The 15,054-nt window shown below is 56.0% G+C and carries 19 protein-coding genes, 1 tRNA gene and 2 pseudogenes; 7 read left to right on the top strand and 15 right to left on the bottom strand.

Annotated elements, in window-relative coordinates:
* Positions 1 to 255: 255 nt before the first annotated feature.
* The gene (locus V6L81_RS12035) at positions 256 to 717 is read left to right on the top strand and encodes a hypothetical protein (RefSeq protein WP_338659947.1); all 462 of its coding nucleotides are present in this window, start codon (positions 256 to 258) and stop codon (positions 715 to 717) included.
* A gap of 83 nt (positions 718 to 800) precedes the next feature.
* On the opposite strand, the gene V6L81_RS24200 is transcribed toward V6L81_RS12035, so the two are convergent.
* Complete coding sequence (locus V6L81_RS24200; RefSeq protein ID WP_095025052.1) at positions 801 to 1,082, bottom strand: DUF4236 domain-containing protein; 282 nt, start codon at positions 1,080 to 1,082, stop codon at positions 801 to 803.
* Positions 1,083 to 1,596: 514 nt separating this feature from the next.
* Here V6L81_RS24200 and V6L81_RS12030 point away from each other — a divergent pair.
* Positions 1,597 to 1,872 (top strand): hypothetical protein, encoded by a 276-nt coding sequence (locus V6L81_RS12030; protein ID WP_095025051.1) that lies wholly within the window; start codon positions 1,597 to 1,599, stop codon positions 1,870 to 1,872.
* A gap of 55 nt (positions 1,873 to 1,927) precedes the next feature.
* Here the strand turns inward: V6L81_RS12030 and V6L81_RS12025 are convergent, their stop codons facing one another.
* Entirely contained in the window at positions 1,928 to 2,242 is a 315-nt protein-coding gene (locus V6L81_RS12025; protein WP_019827011.1) for a DNA-binding transcriptional regulator, read from the bottom strand.
* Positions 2,239 to 2,583, bottom strand: coding sequence for a hypothetical protein (locus V6L81_RS12020; RefSeq protein WP_019827010.1), 345 nt, complete (start codon positions 2,581 to 2,583; stop codon positions 2,239 to 2,241). Before V6L81_RS12020 ends, V6L81_RS12025 begins: the two co-directional genes overlap by 4 nt.
* A gap of 188 nt (positions 2,584 to 2,771) precedes the next feature.
* Here V6L81_RS12020 and V6L81_RS12015 point away from each other — a divergent pair, with 188 nt between their 5' ends.
* The gene (locus tag V6L81_RS12015; RefSeq protein WP_095027271.1) at positions 2,772 to 3,017 is read left to right on the top strand and encodes a hypothetical protein; all 246 of its coding nucleotides are present in this window, start codon (positions 2,772 to 2,774) and stop codon (positions 3,015 to 3,017) included.
* Here the strand turns inward: V6L81_RS12015 and V6L81_RS12010 are convergent.
* From V6L81_RS12010 to V6L81_RS11975, 8 genes and pseudogenes are all read right to left on the bottom strand, one after another.
* A complete protein-coding gene (locus V6L81_RS12010) occupies positions 2,995 to 3,210 on the bottom strand; it encodes a DUF1983 domain-containing protein (protein WP_130871701.1) in 216 nt (71 codons plus the stop codon). The two genes, V6L81_RS12015 and V6L81_RS12010, sit on opposite strands and share 23 nt — an antisense overlap.
* Positions 3,211 to 3,244: 34 nt before the next feature.
* Entirely contained in the window at positions 3,245 to 3,988 is a 744-nt protein-coding gene (locus tag V6L81_RS12005) for a C40 family peptidase (RefSeq protein ID WP_095018793.1), read from the bottom strand.
* 320 nt (positions 3,989 to 4,308) lie between these two features.
* Positions 4,309 to 4,725, bottom strand: coding sequence for a phage tail terminator-like protein (locus tag V6L81_RS12000; RefSeq protein WP_338659946.1), 417 nt, complete (start codon positions 4,723 to 4,725; stop codon positions 4,309 to 4,311).
* Positions 4,722 to 5,319, bottom strand: a pseudogene (locus V6L81_RS11995) (hypothetical protein). The gene V6L81_RS12000 and the pseudogene V6L81_RS11995 overlap by 4 nt, the downstream one beginning before the upstream one ends.
* Positions 5,316 to 5,684 carry a hypothetical protein gene (locus tag V6L81_RS11990; RefSeq protein WP_095018790.1) on the bottom strand — a complete coding sequence of 123 codons (369 nt, stop codon included), beginning with the start codon at positions 5,682 to 5,684 and terminating at the stop codon, positions 5,316 to 5,318. Before V6L81_RS11990 ends, V6L81_RS11995 begins: the two are co-directional and overlap by 4 nt.
* Before the next feature lie 52 nt (positions 5,685 to 5,736).
* Positions 5,737 to 6,060 carry a helix-turn-helix domain-containing protein gene (locus V6L81_RS11985; RefSeq protein ID WP_095018789.1) on the bottom strand — a complete coding sequence of 108 codons (324 nt, stop codon included), beginning with the start codon at positions 6,058 to 6,060 and terminating at the stop codon, positions 5,737 to 5,739.
* A gap of 95 nt (positions 6,061 to 6,155) precedes the next feature.
* Positions 6,156 to 6,521: pseudogene (locus tag V6L81_RS11980) on the bottom strand (DnaT-like ssDNA-binding protein); the annotation flags it as partial.
* A 162-nt stretch (positions 6,522 to 6,683) separates the two neighbouring features.
* A tRNA-Val gene (locus V6L81_RS11975) sits at positions 6,684 to 6,760 on the bottom strand.
* Between the two features lie 184 nt (positions 6,761 to 6,944).
* Here V6L81_RS11975 and V6L81_RS11970 point away from each other — a divergent pair.
* Positions 6,945 to 8,228, top strand: coding sequence for an FAD-binding oxidoreductase (locus V6L81_RS11970; protein ID WP_095002292.1), 1,284 nt, complete (start codon positions 6,945 to 6,947; stop codon positions 8,226 to 8,228).
* A gap of 117 nt (positions 8,229 to 8,345) precedes the next feature.
* On the opposite strand, the gene V6L81_RS11965 is transcribed toward V6L81_RS11970, so the two are convergent.
* Complete coding sequence (locus tag V6L81_RS11965) at positions 8,346 to 9,023, bottom strand: peptidase C39 family protein (protein WP_338659945.1); 678 nt, start codon at positions 9,021 to 9,023, stop codon at positions 8,346 to 8,348.
* A 225-nt stretch (positions 9,024 to 9,248) separates the two neighbouring features.
* On the opposite strand from V6L81_RS11965, the gene V6L81_RS11960 reads away from it, so the two are divergent.
* The gene (locus V6L81_RS11960; protein WP_170943736.1) at positions 9,249 to 9,416 is read left to right on the top strand and encodes a hypothetical protein; all 168 of its coding nucleotides are present in this window, start codon (positions 9,249 to 9,251) and stop codon (positions 9,414 to 9,416) included.
* A gap of 60 nt (positions 9,417 to 9,476) precedes the next feature.
* Here V6L81_RS11960 and V6L81_RS11955 read toward each other — a convergent pair whose 3' ends face one another.
* A complete protein-coding gene (locus V6L81_RS11955) occupies positions 9,477 to 10,232 on the bottom strand; it encodes a TerC family protein (RefSeq protein WP_095002290.1) in 756 nt (251 codons plus the stop codon).
* A gap of 30 nt (positions 10,233 to 10,262) precedes the next feature.
* Positions 10,263 to 10,502, bottom strand: a complete 240-nt coding sequence (locus V6L81_RS11950; RefSeq protein WP_338659944.1) for a hypothetical protein — start codon at positions 10,500 to 10,502, stop codon at positions 10,263 to 10,265.
* A gap of 135 nt (positions 10,503 to 10,637) precedes the next feature.
* On the opposite strand from V6L81_RS11950, the gene nhaR reads away from it, so the two are divergent.
* Entirely contained in the window at positions 10,638 to 11,537 is a 900-nt protein-coding gene (nhaR, locus tag V6L81_RS11945; protein WP_095002289.1) for a transcriptional activator NhaR, read from the top strand.
* Here the strand turns inward: nhaR and V6L81_RS11940 are convergent.
* Positions 11,524 to 12,687 carry an MFS transporter gene (locus V6L81_RS11940; RefSeq protein ID WP_095024555.1) on the bottom strand — a complete coding sequence of 388 codons (1,164 nt, stop codon included), beginning with the start codon at positions 12,685 to 12,687 and terminating at the stop codon, positions 11,524 to 11,526. The genes nhaR and V6L81_RS11940 overlap by 14 nt on opposite strands.
* 281 nt (positions 12,688 to 12,968) lie before the next feature.
* Here V6L81_RS11940 and sstT point away from each other — a divergent pair, with 281 nt between their 5' ends.
* On the top strand, positions 12,969 to 14,201 hold the full coding sequence (gene sstT / locus V6L81_RS11935) for a serine/threonine transporter SstT (RefSeq protein ID WP_095018960.1): 1,233 nt from the start codon (positions 12,969 to 12,971) through the stop codon (positions 14,199 to 14,201).
* Positions 14,202 to 15,054 lie beyond the last annotated feature (853 nt).

The following is a 15,054-nucleotide window of genomic DNA, read 5'->3' as shown; positions in this document are numbered from 1 at the left end:
CCATTCCAGAATCCCGGACGATTGTAATCACGCCACTCTCACCCGCGGGCTTTGACTGGAAAGCATAAAGCTCATCCGATGGAACCGGCTTTGCCTGGCTGACCGGGATGGGTGAAGACGCACACCCCGCCAGCAACGCTACTGCCAACGCACCTATCAAAATTCGCATGTCGTTCCCTCTATTGATTTGGCGGGACTTTAGCATCAGCAACGCGGTCATGGCAGAATGCCCCGCCAACAATAACGGAGCCTGTGATGAGACCCTTCGCCATAGCTGCACTAATGCTTCTGCTCACAGGATGCGTATCAAAGGTCGTTGAGTACACTCCGGCCAAGATCAGCCCAGAACAGGCACGTTCGGTAATCGAGCAGGTGCTTATGGAACAACCTCTCAAGACCAGGCCGGAACAGGTCGTGTTTACTGATGAATACATTGGTTTTGGCAGCGGCATCCTTTCGACCACCAGCGGCTTTGCCAGTGCAGTCCCTCTCGGTGGCGGAGCGATAGCAGCAGGCAGCTCAAGAACATCGTCAAAAGCGGTTCAGACCCGTATTTACTACAACTCCATCGGTAGCGTGGCCCTCTACTCGAAACGCGGCCGATGGGTTGTGCAGACCCGGAGCACTGGCGGGAACGTCATGAACAGCTCTCTTGTAGATACGCAGAAGAAAGCTGAACGGTTTGTGGATGCAATGGTGTCTCTCAAACGCGGGTAATAACAATCAAACACAAAAAGCCCAGCATTTAGCTGGGCTTTCTCATTTCAGGGCACCGAAAACATTAGGGCTGCGCGTGGACCTCAGCTGAATATCCACCAAAGAACTGCTGCGATAATTAGCAAGGTGGCCACATGCGCCCACGCCGGTGTAGGTGGCGTAGGGGTAGCCTCTCTCTTTCCGGCCCCGTAGAACTTCGACGAAGATATTCCAGTGCCAGGAATTCCGGTCGTGACCCGCGTACCGCGTTTACTTAGGTTTACTGTGGCACCTTTCAAGCCTAGTGACGTACTCACACCACTTTTGCTGATGTTGATCCGAACACCAGGAGCAATTTTGATGCTCTTCCTGATTCTGAGGGCCATGACTCAGTTCCTTTGAAAATAAGCAACTTTAGCATCAAAATGCCACCACCAAGAATAACGCTCTGTCGGAACCTGAATGGGCATCCAGCATGGATGAAATGCCAATACCTAAATACTCGCCACAGTAGTAGCGTTGTGCCCTATAACCAAGTCTGAGGAAGTCCAATTGAAGGCGCTTAATAAAGCTCTACAGTTATTTCGAAACGAACGTAAGCGGCCCTGGTCGGAGCTCAATAGTTGGGCGCTTGCCCTAATTGGTGGACCAAGTTTTCTGGCCGGCAGTTACTACTTATGGGTAGCCAAAGACGTTGCTCCAGAACTCATACACGCTACAAACCAAGTAGGTATAACAGCATTGGGAATCGCTGCGTACAGTGCCGTTGGGCTGATGCTTTTTACTGGCTGGCACTTTTTGACAATCGCCAAGCGCTGCTCCGAAGTGCTTCGCCAGCGCCATTACAGGTAGCCCAAGCCTGGGCTGCCGGGCGTTTTTTTACTGGCTAGGATGCAGATAATGCAACTTGAATTCACGAAACTGAGGCTAGCGCTTGCAGATCCAGCCGATGGTCCTTACGCACTGGTAGAAAAACGTAACCTACTAATCAATGCGCTTAAAAACTGGCCGAATGAGTGCTATCCGATTGCAGACTTGCTGCTGCCTCATGGAAAACCGGTCAGTCAAGAATCGCGCAGGGTGATTGATGGTCTGATCTCCATATTGGAGATCCAGCCAAATCGCCCCGATGAAATATTAGATCTAGTAGGCGGCTTGCGGCTCGTTTGCTGGTAAGGCACCAGATGCAACAAGCCCAGCGCGAGGGCCGGGCTTTCATATACAGGTCAGCTTAAACAGCGTTGAGGCGATCAACCATATCAGGGAAGCGCTGGACCAACTTGATCAGTAGTGCTGCCTGGGCATTCGGCTTTGACTTCGACTGCTCCCAATTTTTCAGTGTGTCCGGGCTGGTTCTGATCTGCCGGGCAAACACTGGCTGGGACATGTGCAATTTTTCACGCAGAGAAACGATCTCGGCAGCAGTCACCTCGGGGGCCGGCATCGCCTCCACTTCGTACTGGCGAAGGGTGATCTTCCCTTCGCGATGTTCGCCCATCTCGTTCACGCCTTGCATCAGCTCGGCAAACAGATCGCGCTTTTTCATTTCCCACCTCGTTGTTTCAATTCTGCACCAATAGCCGCCTTCAGCGCTTTCTCCTGATCAGCGGTCAGGTTTTCAAGCTCATCCTTGTCATAGATTGCGAACATCCAGAACTGACCATCATCCAACAGCCAGTAATAGATGACCCGCAACCCGCCACGCTTGCCCTTCCCTCTGCGGGCGTCTTGCCAGCGTAGCTTTCGGAATCCACCCGTGCGCGGCATTACATCGCCTGCGGCCGGGTTCGCCTGCATCTCTACCTGAAGCTGCCGGTACTCATCGTCAGTCAGGTAGTCACCTACCGTAGCGGTGAAGCTTGTGGTTTCAAAGAAGACTGTTTTCATTGACACAAAGTGTACGCATTTTGCCTATAGATTAGCAAATGGTTGCAGCCTGTACGAATCCTCAGTAACACCCCGTTGCCTGTAGTAGTAGCCTCCTGCACTTACGCAACAGAATTCCCCAGTCTTTTGCCTGCAAGCCCACGGACTGGGGTTGCGCTAATTTCGGCGCGGATTACCAAGGAGGCAAAATGGAACAAAGCGAACTGAATCAGAAACTGATCGACGCCGTCAACGCGCATGGCTCAGACCTACAAAATCTCAATTGCGTAATTTCCGGACTTGTTCATCAATTGTCCGCTTCTCAAGGAAAAGAAGGCCTCGAGACTGCAAGGGTCTTTGCATTGCGCGTGGCGGAGGCGATGCCCAAGAACGGTCCTGTTCGTCCGAACCCCAAGAGGATCTCGGAATTTTTCAGCGATCACCCAAAGGACTAAACCCTAATTTGCTCTCAATCCGTGCAAGTCGACGCTCCAACAGGTCGGCTTTCTCTGTTGCCAGAAATTGCTCAACACTCTTGATCGAAAATCTATCAGCTGAAATCAAAAGCTGACTGGTTTCAATTCCAGTACCAATACCGGTAACCACAAGCGCTCCAGTACTCGTCATTTGAGTTTTAAGTTGGTGCATGCTGATCTCCTGCGGGTAAGCCGCGTCATTTTAGTTATTTTGCATCTGTGTGCCTGAGGATCAGCTGCGTCCGATCCAGCCAAGGGCCGCCATAAACGATCACCTCTGACGGCCTGCCGTACAGGTGATGCAACAAAAACGGCCCCGGCCCGAACACCCCTGATTCTTCTCCAGGCAGCTCCGGATCATCACCGAGATAAATCCCAGCATGATTCGGGTGAACCGTTCGCCCAATCGCCATAACGATCAGGTCACCACGCCGTGGCTGGTCGCCCCGCACAAAACCTGCCTCCTCGTAATTGGCTTCGTACAAACTGGTGTTGCCAGCACTCTCCCACCAGCCGTCCTCCCGTCTAAAAGCTTCAAACTCCAGCCCCCACTCGCGCTTGTACCAATCCGCACAGACCTGCCAGCAATCCCAGGCGCCGTGAACAAACGGACGCTTAAGCAGCGGCGTGTTTCCGGTCGGTGTAATAGTGCGCAAGTCGCCTTCAGGCCAACTCAGGATGTGCCATGGCAACGCCGTAGCCTCGCACATCGCCAGATCGTGCGGAGACGGCCGGCTGGTGGCATCCGGGTGTGAGTGAACAATGCCGATCACCTCGCCCAGGTCTTCCGCTGCTGCGTAGTCTTCTGGATCGAGACGAAACTCTTCATTCGGCTCGCTGGCAATGTTCCGGCACGGGAAGTACTGCTGCTTGCGCCCGATGGCCAGCAGCAGCCCGCAGCACTCTTTCGGGTATGGGCGTATTAGGATGAAGTCAGTGGATTGGCAAATAGAGCCATCGACCGGATGACGGCTGGTTGATAGGATCGCGCGCCTTACTTAATGCCACTCCGGGAATCAAACACATATGAATCGAGAGCAAGTTCGTAGCGCCATTTGGTTCGCGATAATCACCTCAGTGATTGCACTGCTGTCGGCCTACGCCCAAACCGATCCGAATAGTGCACAAGGTTGGTTGATCGAATCCAGGCTTCTAGCGTCCCTCTGGGTTGACTCTCTGCCCCTGGCGGCGATTCTTGTTCTGATACTGGCCGCGCCTTGGTATTTAGTGAAGCGGTTCAGAAGCCGCCGCGCCAAATCCTAAGTACTGATCAAGTCGTGTCGGCACGGTACTGAAACGACACAGGCAACGCACAGCCGGTGTCTTCTTGTTGCTCGGGACCAGGCTCGACCGGGGTCATCACCAGTACCGTGAAGTCACCCCGGGTTAATCGATCATTGAGGGCAAACAAAGCAGACAGGTCATCTGCCAACCCTTCGCCCGCACCGGAACCCATTCCGGCAGGTGTGACGATGGTGATTTGAAACAGACCGGTATAAACCCGATGCTCGCCAGCGAGGTCGTCGCTCCCCGTGTGAGCAGGCATCAAGAAAGCCCGCAGGTAGGTTTCGCCGTCAGCAGGCTTGAACACCACATTTTGATAGGCAATGCGCAGTACAGGCTTCTGCAGCTTTGCCCAAGCTGCCAGCCGGGCCTCAAACAGTGCGCGAACAATCTTATGGCTCATACCTGGTTCTTCCTGATGGCCTCTTCAACAATCTTTTGAAAGTTGCCCAGGGTGATCCGAACCATACCGCTCGGTGCCTGGGTTGAATGCCCGTACTCCAAGGGGATGGCATAAGGCAGTGAGTTGGTGATGTAAGCCGTCTCCCCTGCATTGAACTCCAGGGCACCATTGACGATACGTGCCATGGAACGGCTACCACCGGGGGTCTACCTGATCCACCGTGGAGGTGTCAGGTGATCCGACACTGAACATCCAGTTGCCGCGAAAGCGCCCGCCCACACAGCCCTGCGGCGCACGTATGCCCATGCCGTCATTGAGCTTTAAGCCGCGCTTGAGATAGCCACGTTTGTCGAAGTTTTGCGGATTTTGGCGCAGGTTTTCGTTGTGTTCCGCGACGGCCTGGTTGTACTCGCGACTGATCTTGTTAATCTTCCAGACATCAGGAGTGCCCACAGGTGACATCGTGATAACGCTGTTACCTATGTTGATGATGATGTCGCGCATCGTCATATCAATGGCATCTTTCGCTCGATCCGCGAAGGCCCGGATTTGAGCTGAGAAACTGCCGCTCTTGCCTGCGTAATGATTGCTCATGATCGCACCTGCAATTCATAGAGGATCGGTGTCCCGGCAGGGTTGATCTCTTTGAGCGGAGGAACGATTGACCAGGTGCGACCTTGAATTGACATCTTGCTCAGCAGGTCAGGCACCCACTCAAGCCCCTGCGCAGCAATCTTGAGCTTCTTGTCGCCTTGCTTGATGAGGCTGTTGTTCTGGAATTCCTGGCCAGTGAAGTCGAGCAGGATGCCTTGGGCAGTTTGCTCAGTGATAATGTCAGGATCTGACGTTCCGGTTTCGGGATCGTACTCGCCGGGAAGGACATTACCGACAAGTATCGACTGGCCGAACTCGGTGATCATCTCCAGAGCCATCATGGCCATTTCGTCATAGAAAGTCATGGTGGCACCTGAGATAGAAAACCCCACTAGATAGCGGGGCTGGGTCAACGAATCAGCTGTAGGAAAGGTTAACCGTGCTGAATCCGCGGCTTTTTAGCTCTTCAAGTATCTGCTCAATAGACGAGTCGGAAAGTGATTCGCCGATTTCCTGCTTTTTCGCTTCTGCCTCAACTTCCTCGTCATCGACCTCAAACAGAGCTTTGTTCAACTCTTGCCAAGTGCCCATCGTAGGCTGAGATTCGCCTCGCTCGTAGCGTCCAGGCATAACATTGGATATGCCTGCAGCATCAGCCAACTCAGTCAATGTGAGCCCTGCATCCTTGCGCGCATTACGTAGAGCCGAGCGAAAATTACTGCTTTTTGGATTAGGTAACATGCATCACTCCCTTTTTGAGAGGAGCATACTAAAGCACTCAAAGTAACTTCTACTAGTAACTTTTAGTACTGGCCACTACGAATGCCATCATCTGTTTATACCTTTACAGAATACAATCCTCGTTGCAGCAAGTAGTCCGCAAACTGCGTCGCACTGGGCCGATCAGGCGCCGCAGGCAATAACCGCTTGCTGGTGTTCGGGATCGTTGCGTACTCGCGTGTCACGGCCCCCTCGACACGCTCCAATGTCACGGCCCCTTTGCGTTTGTCGATTGGGTCAATATCGTCGGCGTGAATTTCGGCCGCCAAGGCCATCTGCCCGTACTGGATACGCGCAGGCAAATAGTTGGCGGCTTTGTTCTCGCCATCCAGATGCACTTCCCGGCGTGGCCAGGACAAAGCCTGTTCGCTGCTGGTCTTGCGCCCCTTCCAGGTCATGCCATCCATCACCAAAGCCGCGCGACCAAACACTATCAGGACGGGCACACAGAGAAAGGTATCGAGTACCTGGAGGTGGGGGCTGATTTGGCGTTTTGAGGTGGGGGTTTTGCAAATCGCAGACAACAAAAAAGGGCCCACCTTTCGGTGAGCCCTTCTAGACCGCCCAGCAGAGCGGATTTTGTTTGGTAGGCGCGATTGGACTCGAACCAACGACCCCCACCATGTCAAGGTGGTGCTCTAACCAACTGAGCTACGTGCCTGCTGTGGGGTCGCATTCTATAGATTTGCGGAGGGGTGTCAACACCTTTTTTGCAGCTAACCCTATGAATAGTCGAATTTTTTATTTTTAACCTTAAAACACTCAGCCGCCAGTGGCTGGCGGGCGGTTTTCAACTCAGGTAGCATCGGCTTCACTCGTAAAAAATATAAAACAGAGGCTGCAGAATGTCGAACACTCCCTATCCCCAGTCCTACTATGCGGCTTCAGCCAATCCAGCCCCTGAGCGCCCTGCCCTGCAGGGCGAGGTGGAAACGGATGTGTGTGTTATCGGCGCCGGCTATACCGGGCTGTCGAGTGCGCTTTTTTTGCTGGAGGCCGGTTTCAAGGTCACGGTCCTGGAAGCAGCGAAGGTGGGGTTCGGTGCTTCCGGACGCAATGGCGGCCAGATCGTTAACAGTTACAGCCGCGATATCGATGTGATCGAACGCACTGTCGGCGCCAAGCAGGCTCAGTTGCTGGGGCAGATGGCCTTTGAAGGCGGCAAGATCATTCGTGAGCGTGTGGCCAAGTATCAGATCCAGTGCGATTTGAAAGACGGCGGCGTGTTTGCCGCCATCACCGCCAAGCAGATGGGCCATCTGGAAGCGCAGAAAAAACTCTGGGAGCGTTTTGGCAATACGTCACTGGAGCTGCTGGATCAGCGCCGGATCCGTGAAGTGGTTGCCTGTGATCAGTATCAGGGCGGGCTGCTGGATATGAGCGGCGGGCATATTCATCCGCTTAATCTGGCGCTGGGTGAGGCCGCGGCTGTCGAGTCTTTGGGCGGCACCATTTATGAGCAGTCTCCCGCTGTTCGCATTGAACGCGGCGCCAATCCTGTGGTGCATACCCCCCAGGGCAAGGTGCGAGCCAAGTTCATTATCGTCGCAGGCAATGCCTATCTGGGCAATCTGGTACCGGAGCTGGCTTCCAAGTCCATGCCCTGCGGTACACAGGTAATCACCACCGAGCCCCTGGGTGATGAGCTGGCCAAGACTCTGTTGCCACAGGACTATTGCGTTGAGGACTGTAACTACTTGCTCGACTACTATCGCCTGTCCGGTGACAAGCGTCTGATTTTCGGGGGCGGCGTGGTGTATGGCGCACGGGACCCTGCCAATATCGAGGCGATTATCCGGCCGAAAATGCTCAAGGCTTTCCCGCAGCTCAAGGATGTGAAAATTGACTATGCATGGACGGGCAATTTCCTGCTGACGCTATCACGCCTCCCTCAGGTCGGCCGTATCGGTGACAACATCTATTACTCCCAAGGTTGCAGCGGCCATGGCGTGACCTATACCCATTTGGCAGGCAAGGTGCTGGCCGAAGCCCTGCGCGGCCAGGCAGAGCGCTTTGATGCGTTTGCCGACCTGCCCCACTACCCTTTCCCCGGCGGACAGCTGTTGCGTACACCGCTGACAGCTTTGGGTGCCTGGTACTACAGCTTGCGGGACAAATTCGGCTTTTAACTCTGGTGATGGCTATGTGGGAGCGGGCTTGCTCGCGATGGCATCCCTGCGTTGTGCCAGTCACACCGCGTGGCCTGCATCGCAGGCAAGCCAGCTCCCACAGGGTGATGCCAACGCTTACTTTTGGGACTCCAGAGTCTTGATCGCTGTAGCCCCGGCCTGTTCCTGGCCCGAGCGGGACAGTTCATTGGCAATTTTCAGCCAGCGGGTCTTGTCGACGTTGGCCGGTAGCTGGGTTGGCGACAGGATCAGCACGGCCCAGCCGCCAGCATCCTTCCACGCCGACTCGAATTTGCTGAAGTCCATCAACCGCCGACGCTCCATACCTGAACGCAGCAACACCGTGCCTTTGGCGCGGTTGTAACCCACCAGCATCGCGTAGCGCGGCTCGGACCACAGCGTGCCATCACTGAACCGCAGCATTACCGGGTAACCGGCAGCCACCTGGGTCAATAAAGCCGAAAGCGATGAGTCCAGCGGGTACACCATCAATCCGTAACCGGCGGCCAATTGCTCGATATTGCTTTGCAACGAGGCCTCTGCGCCCGGCAGTTTCAGCGGTTTGACCAACAGCCCCGGGGTAACTCTGATCCGTTGCTCACCGAGCATGCCGGCCAGCGTTTGAGGTGCCCCTTGATTGGCATTGCCGCGGAAAAAGGGCACGCCATTGAGTTCGACCCTCTCCGGCAAGCGCTTGAATTCAGGCGGCTCGACACTGGCACACCCCACCACCGCCAACGCAAGCAACGCCGCCAGCCACAATCGCGCGCTTCTCAACCCAATCACTCCCTGCATATTCCCTCGCTTTGAATGAACGCCAGACCTCAAGGTCTGGCCAAGGCCGTCGATCATAGGGCTCCAGTACGGCGAGGTATAGCCTTAAGCCTCAGGCCGATTGATGGCATAGTGCAAATCGATTAGTCCTACACGACCTTCGGTCAATAGACTGCAACATCGCACAGGCTAGACTGTCATCTGCTTAGCGTGTGTTTGAGCCCGTAGGGGGCAAAGGAGGCACTGATGAGCCCGATACTCACTATTTTTCTGCTGATCGCCGGTTGGCTGGCCGTTGCTGGCGCCATGCTCTGGGGCCTGATGCGTATTAGCCGCCATCATCACCCGCAGGTGCAGGCAAAACCGCAAGATGTCCCTGAAAAACCGGTAGCTGGCGCAGCAAGCGCACATTGAACCCACAAAAAAGCCGTCCACCCCAAAGAGAGTGGACGGCTTTTTAGCATCAACCTGCGTTTACTTGATCAGCGCAGCCTGACGCCTTTCCCGGATCTGACGCGCCACAATGTTGAGTGTTTCAACCGTGGCCGAGAACGCCATCGCTGCATACACGTAACCTTTCGGCACATGGGCACCGAACCCTTCAGCGATCAAGGTCATGCCGATCATGATCAGGAAGGCCAGGGCCAGCATCACTACGGTCGGGTTGTCGTTGATGAACTTGGCCAGAGGCTCCGAAGCCAGCAACATCACCATCACCGCCACCACCACTGCAATCACCATGATCGGCAAGTGCTCGGTCATGCCCACCGCCGTAATGATGCTGTCGATGGAAAACACCAGGTCAAGCATGAGGATCTGGCCGATGGCAGCGGCAAAGCCCAAGGTGACTTTCGACGACACGCTGTCGGCTTTTTCTTCCACTTGCGGAGTCATGCTGTGGTGGATTTCGCTGGTGGCCTTCCACACCAGAAACAGACCACCGGCAATCAGGATCATGTCCTTCCACGAGAAGGCCTTGCCCAGCACTTCAAATACCGGCGTGGTCAGTTGCACGATGTAGGCAATGGTACCCAGCAAGCCCAGACGCAGGATCAGCGCCATGCCGATACCAATACGGCGTGCCTTGGTGCGGTATTGCTCAGGCAGTTTGTTGGTCAAAATCGAGATAAAGATCAGGTTATCGATACCCAGCACGATTTCCATCACGATCAACGTGGCTAAAGCGACCCAGGCTGCGGGGCTGGCAGCCAGTTGTAAAAGATATTCCATAGGTGTGTTCGGACTCTGCAGTAAGACCAGTTAAATAGCTTTAGATGAATCTTGCTTTTCTTGCTCAGGCTTTTCTTTTTCAATCAGCCCACCGCTGGCTTCGCTGAGCGCTTGCTCCGCAGCCTTGTGAGTGTCATCAATTGCCTGTTTAGCGGATTCAGCGGTTTTGCTCAGCACCTGTTGCGCGGCTTTTTCAGCCTGGTCGCAACCCGCAATCGCCAGCAAACCTGCCGATAACAGTACGGCTACTGCTGCTTTTTTCATGTTCATGGTCATTTCCCTCTCTAAACCGGCGGCCACCAAAGTGGCTTGCGCATAACGCGGGATTCTAGAGAATCTAACACTTCAGGAAAATTCGTATTTTTAAACGCTATACTTCGGTTTTTACGAAGTGTTGCGACGCTGATGCTTAATTACCGCCAATTGCATTACTTCTGGGTCGTGGCCAAGACCGGCAGCATTGTTCGCGCTTGCGAGCAACTGAACCTCACGCCGCAGACGATCAGCGGGCAAATCAGCCTGCTCGAAGACACCTATGGCCTGCCGTTGTTTCGCCGGGTCGGACGCCAACTGGAGCTGACCGAGACCGGACGCCAGGTGCTGCCTTATGCCGAGCAGATCTTTCAGGTCGGCAGTGAACTGGAAAGCATGCTGCGCATGGCGCCCAAGGAACAACAGATCCTGTTTCGAGTGGGTGTGGCCGACGTGGTGCCCAAGTCGATTGTGTACCGCCTGATTGCTCCGACCATGGAGCTGGATAAACCGATTCGCATCACCTGTCGCGAAGACAAGCTTGACCGGCTACTCGCGGACCTCGCTATTCAGCGTCTTGATTTGGTAATTTCCGACAGCCCTATGCCTTCGCACCTGGATATCAAGGGTTTCAGTCAAAAACTGGGCGAGTGCGGCATCAGTTTTTTTGCCACTGCGACGCTGGCCCAAGACTATGCCGAAAACTTTCCGCATTGCCTGCAAGGCGCGCCGCTACTGATCCCCGGGCCCGAAACCATGCTGCGCAGCCGCTTGTTGCGCTGGCTGGCCGAGCAGCAGATCCAGCCGCGAATCGTGGGGGAATTTGATGACAGCGCGCTGATGCAGGCTTTCGGTCAGTCGGGGATCGGCGTCTTTATCGCACCCAGCGTGATTGCCCAGGAAGTGATGCGTCAGTTTGATGTCGAACTGATCGGCCACACCGAGGCGGTCACCGAATCCTTCTACGCCATTACCGTGGAGCGCAAGATCCGCCACCCCGGCATCGTTGCGATTACCGAGGGGGCACGCCGCGAGTTGTTTACCCCGCGCTAGCACACACTGGCGGCGCCTTGGCAGTCATCAGCACCAGCGCCAGCAGAATCGATACCAGGATAAACCCGGCGGCAGCAAACCCCAGGTTACCCAGGCCATAGCTATCGATTACCCGCCCCCCCACCATCGCACCCAGGCCGATCCCCAGATTGGCCCCGGCAATGTTCAGCGACGCGGCAAATGCCGGGGCATGGGGGGCAACTTTCATCAGCCGCACATGGCTGACCAGAAACATGGCCGCCTGGGTCACCCCCCATATGCCCATGGCCGCCGCCAGGCCCAGGGTTGAGTGAATGCTCGGCACCAGCGCCACCAGGCCGCCGATCATAAAGGCACAAAACACCATCGAGGCGATCAGCGGATGGCGATCCACCATGCGCCCGCCCAACGAGTTGCCGATCAGGCCTACGGCGCCAAAGCCCATCAGGCACCACCCCACCAGCGTGCCGTCAAAGCCTGCCAGGCGCTCAAGAATATCGGCCAGATAGGTGTAGGCCGTAAACATGCCGCTGAACACCAGAACGGACAACACGATATGGCCAATCATCAATGGGCTGCGCAGCAGGGCAAACTGCGAACTCAGAGTGACGCTTTCTTTCACTGCCCGGGTGACAGGTAAATAGATCCACAGCAACAGCGCCTTGGCCAGGGCGACCACCGCCAGAATACCGAAGGCACTGCGCCAGCCCCAAGCATCCGAGATAAGGGTGCCTACAGGAATGCCAAATACCGTCGCACAAACGATGCCGAACCCGATTTTGGCAATCGCCCGCCCGGCGTAATCCGGGCCTACGATATCCACCGCCGTTTCGCTAGCCAGAGCCCAAAACACCGGCAACCCCAATGCCGGCAGCAGCCGCGCAAAAGCCATCACCCAAATGTTCGGCGCCAGCGCCGCCACGGTGTTGGCGAAGGCGAACATCAGCAAAATCGAGATAAACAGGCGTTTGCGCTGAAAACGCGCAAAGTAGGCGGTCAAAAACGGCCCGAGGGCAGCGACCGTAAAGGCGAACAAAGTCACCAGCAAACCGGCCTGGGGCACGCTGACCTCCAAGTCGCGGGCTATCGAAGGCAGCAGGCCGACGATGACAAATTCGGTGGTGAGCACGGTAAAGCCGGCCGCAGACAGCAGCAGGATGGGCAACAGCATGAATAACTCCAGAGACAACGAGGCCAGCGAAAGCCCGAAAGGCCCGCTGATTTGAAGAAAAGTGGGGGATGGGCAATGGTAACAGAATGCTTCACCTTGAAGCGATGTAACCCGAAACAAGTTCAACCACGGATGTGGCAGATTGCCCCTGCGTAGGAAAGCACCTACACGTCTATGATAAAGTTCGTATCCCGCCGACTTGCGTCGATCAGCCTGCCCGTTTGCCGCCGATCGCCCCACAGTTTTTCAATGCGCTACCCAGAACAACTAGAGAAACCTTTATGACTGACGCTCCACCTACCCTGCTGCAAAAGCTCATGCGCACCAGCCTGGTAACCCAGATTGTGATCGGTCTGATTGCAGGTATTTTGCTGGCATGGCTTGCGCCCTCGGCAGCGCTTTCGGTGGCCTTTATCGGCAAGGTGTTCGTCAGCGCCTTGAAAGCCGTTGCGCCGATTCTCGTGTTTGTACTGGTCATGGCCTCGATTGCCAACCACAAGCACGGCCAGGAAACCCATATCCGCCCGATTCTGGTTCTGTACCTGTTCGGCACCTTTGCTGCTGCTGTGGTGGCCGTTATCGCCAGCATGCTGTTCCCGTCGAATCTGGTACTGGCCACCGAGAACATCGCCATTACCGCCCCCGGGGGTATCAGCGAGGTACTGCAAAGCCTGATGTTGAGTGTGGTCGACAACCCGGTCAGCGCACTGATGAATGCCAACTTTATCGGCATCCTGGCGTGGGCCATCGGCATGGGCATTGCCATTCGTCATGCCGGCGACACTACCCGCACCGTACTCAATGACCTGTCCAACGGTGTCACCCTGATCGTGCGCGTAGTTATCCGCTTTGCACCGCTGGGCATTTTCGGCCTGGTGGCTGCCACCCTCGCCTCTTCGGGCTTCGGTGCCCTGCTGGGTTATCTGCACCTGCTCACAGTGTTGATTGGCTGCATGCTGTTTGTGGCGCTGGTGGTCAATCCGCTGATTGTGTTCTGGAAGTTGCGTCGCAACCCGTATCCGCTGGTATTTCTGTGCCTGCGCGAAAGCGGGATTACCGCGTTTTTCACCCGCAGTTCGGCGGCCAACATTCCGGTGAACATGGCGTTGAGCGAGCGTCTGGGCCTGCATGAAGACACCTACTCGGTGTCCATCCCGCTGGGGGCCACCATCAATATGGCGGGCGCGGCGATTACCATCACCGTGTTGAGCCTGGCTGCCGTGCATACACTGGGGATTGCGGTCGATATTCCGACTGCTATTTTGCTGAGTGTGGTTGCAGCCATTTGCGCCTGCGGCGCATCGGGTGTGGCGGGCGGTTCGCTGCTGTTGATTCCGCTGGCGTGCAGCCTGTTCGGCATCCCGAGCGAGATTGCCATGCAGGTGGTGGCCGTGGGCTTCATTATCGGCATCCTGCAGGACTCGGCGGAAACCGCGCTCAACTCCTCCACCGACGTACTCTTTACTGCGGCGGCCTGTATGGCCCAGGAAGACAAGCCCCTGCAACAGGGCTGAGGCCATGTGGGCGGGCAAGCCTGCGATGCTTACAACTCGGTCTGTCTAAATAACCGGGGCGCTACCATCGCGAGCAAGCCCGCTCCCACAGTAGGTCAGGCCAGCACCTGACGTTGAGGGTGCCAATGAACCTGTGGGAGCTGGCTTGCCTGCGATGCTTACAACCCGGTCTGTCTAAATAACCGGGGCGCTGCCATCGCGAGCAAGCCCGCTCCCACAGTGGATCAGGCCAGCACCTGGCGTTGAGGGTGCCAATGAACCTGTGGGAGCTGGCTTGCCTGCGATGCTTGCAACTCGATCTGTCTAAATAACCGGGGCGCTGCCATCGCGAGCAAGCCCGCTCCCACAGTGGGTCAGGCCAGCACCTGGCGTTGAGGGTGCCAATGAACCTGTGGGAGCTGGCTTACCTGCGATGCTTACAACCCGGTCTGTCTAAATAACCGGGGCGCTGCCATCGCGAGCAAGCCCGCTCCCACAGTGGATCAGGCCAGCACCTGGCCTTGAGGGTGCCAATGAACCTGTGGGAGCTGGCTTGCCTGCGATGCTTGCAACTCGGTCTGTCTAAATAACCGGGGCGCTGCCATCGCGAGCAAGCCCGCTCCCACAGTGGATCAGGCCAGCACCTGACGTTGAGGGTGCCAATGAACCTGTGGGAGCTGGCTTGCCTGCGATGCTTGCAACCCGGTATGTCTAAATAACCGGGGCGCTGCCATCGCGAGCAAGCCCGCTCCCACAGTGGATCAGGCCAGCACCTGGCGTTGAGGGTGTCAATGAACCTGTGGGAGCTGGCTTGCCTGCGATGCTTACAACCCGGTAGGTCTGAATGACCAAGGCGCTGACACAGTGCGCTTGA

The sequence above is a fragment of the Pseudomonas bubulae genome, from assembly GCF_037023725.1.
Lineage (GTDB): Bacteria > Pseudomonadota > Gammaproteobacteria > Pseudomonadales > Pseudomonadaceae > Aquipseudomonas > Aquipseudomonas bubulae.
This window is presented reverse-complemented; position numbering and strand designations above follow the sequence as displayed.

Excerpts from the sequence above, each read along its gene's own strand:
- V6L81_RS12035 (WP_338659947.1), top strand. The coding sequence starts at position 256 with ATGAGACCCTTCGCCATAGCTGCACTAATGCTTCTGCTCACAGGATGC.
- V6L81_RS24200 (WP_095025052.1), bottom strand. The coding sequence starts at position 1,082 with ATGGCCCTCAGAATCAGGAAGAGCATCAAAATTGCTCCTGGTGTTCGG.
- V6L81_RS12030 (WP_095025051.1), top strand. The coding sequence starts at position 1,597 with ATGCAACTTGAATTCACGAAACTGAGGCTAGCGCTTGCAGATCCAGCC.
- V6L81_RS12025 (WP_019827011.1), bottom strand. The coding sequence starts at position 2,242 with ATGAAAAAGCGCGATCTGTTTGCCGAGCTGATGCAAGGCGTGAACGAG.
- V6L81_RS12020 (WP_019827010.1), bottom strand. The coding sequence starts at position 2,583 with ATGAAAACAGTCTTCTTTGAAACCACAAGCTTCACCGCTACGGTAGGT.
- V6L81_RS12015 (WP_095027271.1), top strand. The coding sequence starts at position 2,772 with ATGGAACAAAGCGAACTGAATCAGAAACTGATCGACGCCGTCAACGCG.
- V6L81_RS12010 (WP_130871701.1), bottom strand. The coding sequence starts at position 3,210 with ATGCACCAACTTAAAACTCAAATGACGAGTACTGGAGCGCTTGTGGTT.
- V6L81_RS12000 (WP_338659946.1), bottom strand. The coding sequence starts at position 4,725 with ATGAGCCATAAGATTGTTCGCGCACTGTTTGAGGCCCGGCTGGCAGCT.
- V6L81_RS11990 (WP_095018790.1), bottom strand. The coding sequence starts at position 5,684 with ATGACTTTCTATGACGAAATGGCCATGATGGCTCTGGAGATGATCACC.
- V6L81_RS11985 (WP_095018789.1), bottom strand. The coding sequence starts at position 6,060 with ATGTTACCTAATCCAAAAAGCAGTAATTTTCGCTCGGCTCTACGTAAT.
- V6L81_RS11970 (WP_095002292.1), top strand. The coding sequence starts at position 6,945 with ATGTCGAACACTCCCTATCCCCAGTCCTACTATGCGGCTTCAGCCAAT.
- V6L81_RS11965 (WP_338659945.1), bottom strand. The coding sequence starts at position 9,023 with ATGCAGGGAGTGATTGGGTTGAGAAGCGCGCGATTGTGGCTGGCGGCG.
- V6L81_RS11960 (WP_170943736.1), top strand. The coding sequence starts at position 9,249 with ATGAGCCCGATACTCACTATTTTTCTGCTGATCGCCGGTTGGCTGGCC.
- V6L81_RS11955 (WP_095002290.1), bottom strand. The coding sequence starts at position 10,232 with ATGGAATATCTTTTACAACTGGCTGCCAGCCCCGCAGCCTGGGTCGCT.
- V6L81_RS11950 (WP_338659944.1), bottom strand. The coding sequence starts at position 10,502 with ATGAACATGAAAAAAGCAGCAGTAGCCGTACTGTTATCGGCAGGTTTG.
- nhaR (WP_095002289.1), top strand. The coding sequence starts at position 10,638 with ATGCTTAATTACCGCCAATTGCATTACTTCTGGGTCGTGGCCAAGACC.
- V6L81_RS11940 (WP_095024555.1), bottom strand. The coding sequence starts at position 12,687 with ATGCTGTTGCCCATCCTGCTGCTGTCTGCGGCCGGCTTTACCGTGCTC.
- sstT (WP_095018960.1), top strand. The coding sequence starts at position 12,969 with ATGACTGACGCTCCACCTACCCTGCTGCAAAAGCTCATGCGCACCAGC.